Source organism: Ruegeria sp. BHSA118, from assembly GCF_059613405.1.
In genome coordinates this window covers 1-9439 of sequence record NZ_JBXWSM010000105.1, presented here as the reverse complement: position 1 = coordinate 9439, position 9439 = coordinate 1, and the positions used below count along the sequence as shown (strand labels likewise).

7 protein-coding genes are annotated in these 9439 nt (G+C 61.4%); 2 read left to right on the top strand and 5 right to left on the bottom strand.

Features of this window, described 5'->3' with window-relative positions:
- Nucleotides 1–2 precede the first annotated feature (2 nt).
- The 4 genes from AC2FNN_RS20425 to AC2FNN_RS20410 all read right to left on the bottom strand — a co-directional run bounded on the left by AC2FNN_RS20425 (nucleotide 3) and on the right by AC2FNN_RS20410 (nucleotide 6938).
- A complete protein-coding gene (locus AC2FNN_RS20425) occupies nucleotides 3–2258 on the bottom strand; it encodes a xanthine dehydrogenase family protein molybdopterin-binding subunit (RefSeq protein ID WP_496760262.1) in 2256 nt (751 codons plus the stop codon).
- The gene (locus AC2FNN_RS20420; RefSeq protein WP_496760261.1) at nucleotides 2258–2737 is read right to left on the bottom strand and encodes a (2Fe-2S)-binding protein; all 480 of its coding nucleotides are present in this window, start codon (nucleotides 2735–2737) and stop codon (nucleotides 2258–2260) included. The genes AC2FNN_RS20425 and AC2FNN_RS20420 overlap by 1 nt, the downstream gene beginning before the upstream one ends.
- The gene (locus tag AC2FNN_RS20415; protein ID WP_496760260.1) at nucleotides 2734–3600 is read right to left on the bottom strand and encodes an FAD binding domain-containing protein; all 867 of its coding nucleotides are present in this window, start codon (nucleotides 3598–3600) and stop codon (nucleotides 2734–2736) included. Before AC2FNN_RS20415 ends, AC2FNN_RS20420 begins: the two co-directional genes overlap by 4 nt.
- A gap of 125 nt (nucleotides 3601–3725) precedes the next feature.
- On the bottom strand, nucleotides 3726–6938 hold the full coding sequence (locus AC2FNN_RS20410; protein WP_496760259.1) for a reductive dehalogenase: 3213 nt from the start codon (nucleotides 6936–6938) through the stop codon (nucleotides 3726–3728).
- Between the two features lie 75 nt (nucleotides 6939–7013).
- On the opposite strand from AC2FNN_RS20410, the gene AC2FNN_RS20405 reads away from it, so the two are divergent.
- Nucleotides 7014–7916, top strand: coding sequence for a LysR family transcriptional regulator (locus AC2FNN_RS20405; protein WP_496760258.1), 903 nt, complete (start codon nucleotides 7014–7016; stop codon nucleotides 7914–7916).
- Here the strand turns inward: AC2FNN_RS20405 and AC2FNN_RS20400 are convergent.
- Nucleotides 7907–8758, bottom strand: a complete 852-nt coding sequence (locus AC2FNN_RS20400; protein ID WP_496760257.1) for a LysR substrate-binding domain-containing protein — start codon at nucleotides 8756–8758, stop codon at nucleotides 7907–7909. The genes AC2FNN_RS20405 and AC2FNN_RS20400 overlap by 10 nt on opposite strands.
- A 103-nt stretch (nucleotides 8759–8861) precedes the next feature.
- Between AC2FNN_RS20400 and AC2FNN_RS20395 the strand changes: the two genes are divergently transcribed.
- Nucleotides 8862–9439 (top strand): SDR family NAD(P)-dependent oxidoreductase (locus AC2FNN_RS20395; protein WP_496760256.1); only part of this gene is annotated, 578 nt, incomplete at its 3' end.

Genomic DNA, 9439 nt, shown 5'->3' with positions numbered 1-9439 from the left:
CCTCAACCATTTTCCTTCAGGGCCGCCAGAATGCGCGGCGGAGACATCGGCAGTTGCTTCATCCGAACACCCGCCGCATTGGACACCGCATTGGCGATGGCGGCCAGGGGCGGCACGATGCCCGTCTCGCCCACGCCGCGCACCCCGAACGGGTGGCCCGGGTTGGGCACTTCGACGATCACCGTGTCAATCATCGGCAGGTCACTGGCAACGGGAATCCGGTAGTCAAGAAAGATCGAGTTCTGCAACCGGCCATCTTCGCCATAGATGTATTCCTCGTTCAGTGCCCAGCCGATACCCTGTGCGGCACCACCTTGGAACTGCCCTTCCACATAGGTCGGGTGGATCGCCTTGCCGGCGTCCTGAATGACCGTGTACCGGGTGATCGATGTCTTGCCGGTTTCCGGATCGACCTCGGCATCGACGATATGGGTGCCAAAGGATACGCCCGCGCCTTCGGGGGTTGCTTCGAAATGGCCCGAAATCGGGCCTCCGGTCGATCCCATATCCGCCGTGATGTCGGCCAGAGGCATCGGGTCGAAATCCCCTGCATTGGGCCCCGAGGGCACCGCGCAGCCGTCTTCCCATTTCACCGCATCGACCGGGATGCCCCACTTGGCCGCCGCACGTTCGCACAGTTTCTCGACCGCGTGTCTTGCGGCCTTGATCGTCGCGAGACCCGACGCGTAGGTCACACGCGAACCATGGCTCACGTCGTTGTAGCCCAGCGTCGCCGTGTCGGCGATGGTCACGCGGATATTTTCATACGGAATGCCCAGAACCTCGGCCGCCATCAGGGCCATGGATGCGCGCGACCCGCCGATGTCGGGCGTTCCGACCATCAACTGTGCTGAGCCATCCTCGGACAGTGCCAGTGAAACGCTGGTCTCGCCGCCGTGGTTGAACCAGAAGCCGCAGGAAACCCCGCGCCCCTGACCCGGCTTCAGCGGGGCCGAGTAATGGGGATGCGCTTTGGCGGCCTCAAGGGTTTGGACCAGACCGATGCGCTCGTAGGTCGGGCCATAGCTGGCCTTCGTGCCTTCATGCGCGGCGTTTTTCAGGCGCACATCAATAGGATCGAGGCCCAGCTTGTTGCAGAGCTCGTCAATGACGGATTCAACGGCGAAGGCGCCCATGGGTGCGCCCGGCGCGCGGTAGGCGGCCTGTTTCGGGCGGTTCGACATCACATCGTAACCGATCTGCTTGACGTTGGTCAGGTTGTAGGGCGCAAAGGCACACATGGCCGTCATGTCGCCCGGGGCGCCGGGGAAGGCCCCGCCTTGCAGGCGGAAGACACCCTGCGCCGCCGTGATCGTGCCGTCTTTCTTCATGCCGATCTTCACGTCTATTGACGCCGAAGAGGTCGGCCCGGTGGCACGGAAAACCTCGGACCTGGTCATCACGATCTTGACCGGACGGTTGGCCTTGCGGCTGAGCGCCAGCGCGACGGGTTCGATGAAGACCGTGGTCTTGCCGCCAAAACCGCCGCCGATTTCAGACGCCGTGACGCGCAGCTGAGAGGTTTCGATTCCCAGCAGCGCCGCACAGGTCTTTTGCGCGATCCAGTGACCTTGGGTTGTGCACCACAACTCGCCCTTGCCGTCATTGCCCAGCATGCCCAGGCAGGCATGCGGTTCGATGTACCCCTGATGGGTCGCCTCGGTGACAAAGCTGTCTTCGATAACCAGATCGGCCTCGGCAAAGCCCGCTTCGACGTCACCGTGACCGCTTTCGTGATAGCGCACGACGTTCGGGTGCATCCCTTCCGGCACCGAATAATCCGCCGCACCTTCCCGGATCACCGGCGCATCCGGGGCCATCGCTTTGTCCACATCGGTGACGTGCGGCAGCACCTCGTATTCGACCTCGATCAGTTTCAGCGCATCACGTGCCGCCAAGGCAGATGTGGCCGCCACGGCAGCAACCGCGTGCCCGTCATAAAGCGCCTTTTCCCCCGCCATGACGTTTTCCAACACATTCCAGAATTCACCTTCAAGCCCGGGCTTGAATGGGACATCGGCGAAATCGGCACGGGTCACGACGGCTTTGACGTCCTTCGATGCCTCGGCTTTCGAGGTATCAATCCTGACGATCCGGGCATGGGCATGGGGTGAGCGCAGAATCGCGCCGTGCAACATGCCGGGGGCCGAGATATCCGCACCGAACTTGGCCCGGCCCGTCACCTTGTCCAGACCGTCAGGGCGATCAGGGCGGGTGCCAACGAAAGTGAAATCGGTTTTGCGATCGTCCAGAGCCATTATGACGCCTCCCGCATCTCAGCCGCCGTGTCCATCACGGCGCGAATGATCTTGTCATAGCCGGTGCAGCGGCACAGGTTGCCCGCCAGCCAATAGCGCGTTTCTTCCTCGGTCGGATTAGGGTTCTTCTCCAGCAGGGACTTCGCCGCCACCAGAATGCCCGGGGTACAGATGCCGCATTGAAGCGCGGCATATTCGATCATCTTCTTCTGCAACGGGTGCAGGATGTCACCATCCGCAATCCCTTCGACGGTCTCGATCTTCTTGCCTTCGGCCTCGACACCCAGCATCAGGCACGAGCACACAAGGCGGCCATCGACGGTGACCGAACATGCGCCGCAATCACCGGTGCCGCAGCCCTCTTTGGCGCCGGTCAGGTTCAGCTTGTCGCGCAGACAGTCCAGCAGGGTTTCACGCGGGTCGCACAGGTATTCGACTGCGTCCCCGTTCACGGTGGTGGATACGTGAAGCTTGCTCATGCGTTTTCTCCCTTCGCGCGGGCATAGGCGATCTTTGCGGCACGTTTGGCCAGAACGCCGGCGACTTCGGTACGGAATGCAATCGTACCTCGTTTGTCATCGATCGGATTGCAGGCGGCCGACGCGGCCGCGGCAAGTGCGTCAAGGGCGGCATCGTCCAATGTGCTGCCGATGATCGCGTTGGCACAGTCTTCAACCAACAGAACGGTCGGTGCCACGGCACCCAGCGACACGCGCGCCTCGGTGATGGCGTCACCGTCCAGACGGAGGTTCACACCAACGCCCACCACCGCAATATCCATTTCTGTACGGGGGATGAACCGCAAATACGCATCGCCGCCGTTTTCACCACGGGCAGGGATATTGACCGCCGAGATCAGTTCGCCCTTCGCCAGCGAGGTCTTGCCGGGGCCGGTTGGAATATCCTCGACCGCGACTTCGCGGGTGCCGTCCGGGCCGGTCACGGTGACAGTCACACCGGCTGCGACCATGGCAGGCACGGAATCAGCCGCAGGAGAGCCATTGCACAGATTGCCCGTCAGCGTCGCGCGGCCCTGAACCTGAGTTGAACCGATCAAGTCCATCGCCTCGACCACACCGGGCCAGTCGCGACCAAGCTCGGGGTGCTCGCTCATCTCGGCGCCGGTCGCGGCCACGCCGATCGTCCAGCTGCCGTCGTCGTTGCGGGTGATGTCACGCACGCCGTCGATCTTCTTGATGTCGATCAGCGTATCGGGCGTCACCAGTTCCGAGCGCAGTTGCACCAGTACATCCGTACCGCCCGCCAGAAAACGTGTGATGCCCGTCGCGTTCGCGGCCAGAGCCGAAGCTTCGGCAAAGCTGGCGGGGCTGTGATAATCCATGAAGCTACCTCGTACCTGTTGGTCAGGAATATCTGGGTTCGGGGCGACGTTAATTCACCCCTCGTCCGGCGTCCATGGGCCGAGCGACCAAAATTCAACTTCCAAATGTCGCTTTTGGGCAGGGTTCAGAGATCGATCTCGATCACCCCATCAGGTTCCGCCGCGCGGCTTTGGCACAGGATCATGGCGCCTTCGCGCTGTTTGTGGGACAAAACGAAATCCCGATGCTCGACCTCGCCCGAAATGACACCGCATTTACAGACGCCGCAGATGCCGTCAGCGCATTTCACATCCACATGAAATCCGGCTTTGTTCAGAACTTGCGCCGCGTCCTTGTCTGCGGGCACGGGCAGTATCCGGCCCGAACGCGCAAGCTTGAGCTCAAACGCGTGGTTTTCATATTCAGGCGTTTCAGGAACCGAGAAATATTCCAGGTGACGCGCCTCTTCGGGAAAGCCCTGCTGCTCGGCCGCCTGAATCACGCCGTTCATGTAACGATCCGGCCCGCAGGTATAGACATGCCATCCATCCCGGTAGCCGGACAGAATCACATTCAGGTCGGCGCGGGTGCCTTCATCCGAGAAATGGTAATGAACGCGATCTGCCCAGGGCATGGCGGCCAGATCCTCCAGATACCCCGCCCCGCGCCGTGTGCTGGCCGAATAGTGTAATTCGAACTCGCGGCCCAGCGCATGCAGGCGATGGGCAAATGCGATCATCGGGGTGATGCCGATGCCGCCACCCATGAGAAAAGTTCTGGTAGCCCTTTCATCCAATTCAAAGTGGTTGATCGGATTGGACACGAAAACCTTTCGACCTTCGGTGAAGATGCGATGCAACAACGCGGACCCGCCACGCCCGTCACTCTCGCGCAGCACGCCGATCTGATAGGTCGTACGATCCGACGGGTCACCGGACATGGAATATTGCCGCAGAAACTCCGGTGCGACCAAAACGTCCAGATGTGCGCCCGCTGTCCATCCCGGCAGGGGCGCACCGTCCAGCGATGCAAATTCGTATTTCGTGACATCCGCCGTCATCTTTTCAACCTTGGTCACGGCGACCCGCATCACAGGCGCATCACCGGAGATCCGATAGCGATGGATGATCGACATGTCCCCGCCTGCCTTGCGGGCCTTGTACTCGTCGGCTGTCACCATGGCCTCATAGGCTGCAATCCCGGCCTCTCGGTCCATTGCAAAGGGATAGGGCCATGGGTGCGGAGCCAGATAAGCGGGATAGACGGCCAGGGTCTGATCCTCATACTTCAGGTCCAGATCCTTTTGCAGATCGCGCCGGTTCAACGGGTGCGTCGTGGGGCGATAGGCGCCGTCGGGCTGCAACTCGATGTCCCACCACCATTTCTTGGTGTCGTTCAGCCCGCCATTGCCGACCGCATCGTCCAGCCTGGCCAATGCAGGCGCGGCGGCGGGGATGTTCATCGCAACCCAGCGGAAGGGGCGTTCCTTGAAGATGCCTTCGAGGTTCCACGGGCAGGTCTTCATGCAGCGCCCGCACATCGCACCGCCCGGGGTCGTCACACGGTACGTGGCGCATTTCTGGCTGTCGGACTTCCAGATTTCGTAACCGTTGAACATCAGCTTTGGCCCAGCCGTGATTGCGCCCGAGGGGCATTCACGGGCGCATTTGTTGCAGGACTCGCAAAAGGTTTGCAGGCCGAAGTCGATGGGTTTGTCATGCGTCATCGGCATGTCGGTCGTCACCACGCCTGATTTCAGGCGCGGCCCCAGATAGGGGTTCAGGATCACTTCGCCGATCCGGCTGACCTCGCCCAGACCGGACAGCAACAAAAGCGGAGGTTGCAGAACCTCGCCATCCATCACCGTATGCGCCTTGGCCTTGTAGCCCAGGTTGCGGATCTGTTGGGCAATCACGCCACCCAGCAAGGAAAAGCGCAGATAGGCGCGCATGGATTGGGCGACACTGATCCAGTCGTCACCGCTGGCACCTTCCATCGTTTCATAGCCCTGATCGATGATCATGCTGATGGCCTGATCATGAGGCGGCACGATTTCTTCGCCCGTGGCGTCATGAGAATACCACGCCCATTCCGGGCAGCGGCTGAGGCCCACCGCGTCGACCCCAAGGAAACAGGTGGCCGCCTTGATGTTCGCCGCATTGCGCTCGGCATTGGTGGATCCGGCGACCTCGGCGCTTTCACCATCCTGCAACAGAACGAATGCACCCAGCGCCCGGCGCTGGGCAAAGCTGGGCGCGGCCTTGCGCACGTAGTACCCGCCTTTCGCGGCGTCCTGCAATGACTTGCCCATGTCGCCGAACTGGGCGCGGGCGAACATGTCGGCGCGCTTGGGAACGCGGGCCACATTCTCTTCGTCGATATAGGTTGTCGGGGCCTCGACCCGTTTGAGCTTTTCGAAGGGATGGGCCCCGTCCACATAGCGCCGTTTGGCATATGGGTCACGGTTGAGGGCGTTCTTGGCAAATCCCGTGCCCAGCCACCATGCCGGGCCTTGGGTCCGAAACCACGGCTGTTGCGCCATGGGCCTCAGCGGCCGGTCATGCGCGATGGGCATCTCGGTCGTCACGGCTGCAAGGCCAAACCGGGTGCCCAGCCAAGGCGCAACCAGCTGGCCGCCCTCGACCGTGGCCAGACCGGCGGCCACGGCCAGCTTGCCCAGATCAACTTCGGACGACATCACGCTGTGCGCACGGGCGTCAAAACCCAGCAGTCGGATATAGTTGGCGATGACCACGGCATTCTCGGTTGCCAGCAGGCAGGCACGATGATCCTGCGCGTCGATGATCCAGTCCGCACCGGGTTCGGAAGGGTCCGGGTCGCGGTTATGTTCGTAAAGAAAGACGATGGCGTGACGGTGGTCGTCAATCGGCTTGGGCGCGGCCTCCATACTGTCTTTCAGATCGGCCATGATGAGATCGATCCCAGAGGCCAGCGTTTTGGTCTGGCGCGTGCGCAGCGCGTGGGCAAGCCGGTCGATATCGGGGTTGCGGCGTGGTTCGTCCAGCAGTGCATCTGACGGCAACGGCCCGCAGCCCATCATCGATGCGTCGTTGAAATACCCAAATGCCTTCAGATGGTTGGCGCGCTCCTCCGGATCTGAGGGAATCTCGGATGCAATCGGGTTCACCAACCCGTCGCGGATCGCGTCCAGCATCGCCTGAAACTCACCCATGGCGTTGACGATGCTGTCGGGCCGTTGCGGCCGGTGGAAACTCAGTTCCCCCATGGCGGGCACGCGCGACAAATCCGGCATGGTATCTTGTCGGGTCAAACGCTCCAACGGGTATCGCCCCATGTGAACGGGTCGGTTCTTGTCCGAGAAAAAGCGGATTCCCATTATGCGCCTCCTTTTATCATCCATCCCCTACCCCGTCATGGACAGCGAAACCATTCATGCATAATCATAAGTGGTATGAGGAAAATCGATTTTACTGATCTCGACGGCAAGGTTCTGCGCACCTTTCTGACCATTCTCGAGGAAAGCTCGGTTTCGAAAGCTGCGGATCGGCTGGGTGTCACGCAATCGGCAATCAGCCACACGCTGGCCAAGCTCCGGCTGGTGCTGGGCGATCCGTTGTTTGTCCGGTCCGGTCAGGGCCTGACCCCGACCGAGCGCGCCTTGTCCCTGAAGGAGCCCGCGCAAAAGGTGCTGGACGGAATGCGGGCGCTGACCGAAGGGCGGCCGTTCGACCCGCAGTCGGAACAGATCAGGATCCGCATCGCCACCAATGACATGCCGCGCGAGTTGATCTTTCCGCAGCTGCTTCGAGAAACACGTGCCGAAGGCGCAGGTCTGCGGCTGGAATTCATTCCTTCAGGCGTGCCCGACCCCGAGCTGCTGCGCAGTGACAGATGCCAGTTGATGCTGACCCCGTTGCCGCCGGATGGACCGGATATCTTTCAAAAACGCCTGATGACCAGCCCGCTGATGCTGTTCTATGACGCCACACAGCGCACGCCCCCGAACAGTTGGGACGCCTATTGCAACTGCGATCATGTCGAGGTTCGCTTTGCCGATGGCCGCAATGCGCGCGCCGTCATGCGTGGCGTCGATCAAAGCCAGATCAGGCCTGCGGTGGTGACCCTGCCGCATTTCAACGCCATCCCGGCCTTCATACTGGGCAGCGACCTGATCTCGACCGACACGGCGCTGATGAAACAGGGCCCGCTGGCCGTGCTGGATTGCGCGCCACTGCCGTTCGAATGCGCGCCGGTGTCGATCTACATGGTCTGGCACCAAAGGTCGGCCAATGACCCGGCACATCGCTGGTTGCGGGCCCGGATCGAGGCAATCGCCGCATCTCTTCAGACCTGAGACAACAGCCAGTCGCGCATGATCCTGACCAGTTGCGGCTGGCGCGGCTTGCGGGGCGCAATCACATAAAACCCCAGATCTGCAACCAGGACATCCGCAAGCGGCTGAACAAGACGGCCCGAGGCCACCTCGGGCGCAACAAGAGGCGCATTGGCCAATGCTATCCCCTGCCCCGAAACTGCGGCGTCGATCGCAAGGCTGGTCTGGCTGAAGCTCATCATTCTGGGTTTTCCGCTCACACCCACCCGTTCAAGGAACAAGGGCCACAATCCGTGGGTGTCGTTCAGCAATACCTGCTTCATCAAGTCAGAAGGGGTGCTGATTCCGTCCGCAACAGCAGGGCTGCATACCGGGATGAATTCGGTCGAGAACAAAGGCACCGCCTCCAGTTCCGCCGCAAACGGCGCCCGACCCTGCCTGACTGCAAGATCGACGCCATCCGAACTGAAATCCGCCAGACGCTCGCGCGCATCCACCTTAACCGAGATGTCCGGATACAGGTCCGTGAAGCCCGACAAACGCGGCACCAACCATTTCGAGGCAAAGCTGGGCGTGACCGACAATGTGATCCGCCGGTCCGGAGACAGGTCGGCCACAGCCTCTTCGATCAACCTGAAAGCACGACGCAGGGGCGTGTGAAACCGCCGCCCGGAATCGGTCAGGCGCAACCCGCGCGGCAGGCGGTCGAACAGAACCTCGTTCAATCGCGCCTCAAGCCCGCGCACCTGCTGCGCCACGGCGCCCTGCGTCACGCCCAGCTCTTCGGCAGCCAGTCGAAAGTTCAAGTGACGGGCAGAAGCCTCGAAAGCGCGCAAGGCGTTAAGGGGTGGAAGGGCGGTCATGCTGTTATCCTGTAAATTTTCTACAGAATAGAGGCAGCAGAACTGATTGGTCAAACCACTGTCCGACGGCCATCTTGGGATCAACTGAAAACGGAGAGGTCAGATGGAAAAAGTAGCACTTATCACAGCGGGCGGCAGCGGCATGGGGGCTGATTCCGCCCGGAGGCTGGCGGCGGACGGTTTCAAGGTCGGCATTCTGTCCTCCTCGGGCAAAGGAGAAGCATTGGCAAAAGAGCTGGGCGGCGTCGGCATTACCGGCTCGAACCAGTCCACCGAGGATTTGCAGAAACTTGTCGATGCCGCCATGGCCCATTGGGGGCGTATTGACGTTCTGGTCAATTCTGCCGGTCACGGCCCCCGCGCCCCGATCCTTGAGCTGACGGATGAGGATTGGCACACCGGCATGGATGTCTATTTCCTGAACGCGGTACGCCCAACCCGGCTTGTGACCCCTATCATGCAGGCGCAGGGCGGTGGATCGATCATCAATATCTCGACCTTTGCCGCGTTCGAGCCGGATCCGGTTTTCCCAACCTCGGGCGTGTTCCGCGCCGGGTTGGCCGCCTTCACCAAGCTGTATTCGGACAAATATGCCGCCGCGAATATCCGCATGAACAACGTCCTTCCGGGCTTCATTGACAGCCTGCCCGAGAAAGAAGAATTCCGCAGCCGCATTCCAAT

Coding starts and splice junctions, on each gene's coding strand:
- AC2FNN_RS20425 (WP_496760262.1), bottom strand. CDS start 2,258: ATGGCTCTGGACGATCGCAAAACCGATTTCACTTTCGTTGGCACCCGC.
- AC2FNN_RS20420 (WP_496760261.1), bottom strand. CDS start 2,737: ATGAGCAAGCTTCACGTATCCACCACCGTGAACGGGGACGCAGTCGAA.
- AC2FNN_RS20415 (WP_496760260.1), bottom strand. CDS start 3,600: ATGGATTATCACAGCCCCGCCAGCTTTGCCGAAGCTTCGGCTCTGGCC.
- AC2FNN_RS20410 (WP_496760259.1), bottom strand. CDS start 6,938: ATGGGAATCCGCTTTTTCTCGGACAAGAACCGACCCGTTCACATGGGG.
- AC2FNN_RS20405 (WP_496760258.1), top strand. CDS start 7,014: ATGAGGAAAATCGATTTTACTGATCTCGACGGCAAGGTTCTGCGCACC.
- AC2FNN_RS20400 (WP_496760257.1), bottom strand. CDS start 8,758: ATGACCGCCCTTCCACCCCTTAACGCCTTGCGCGCTTTCGAGGCTTCT.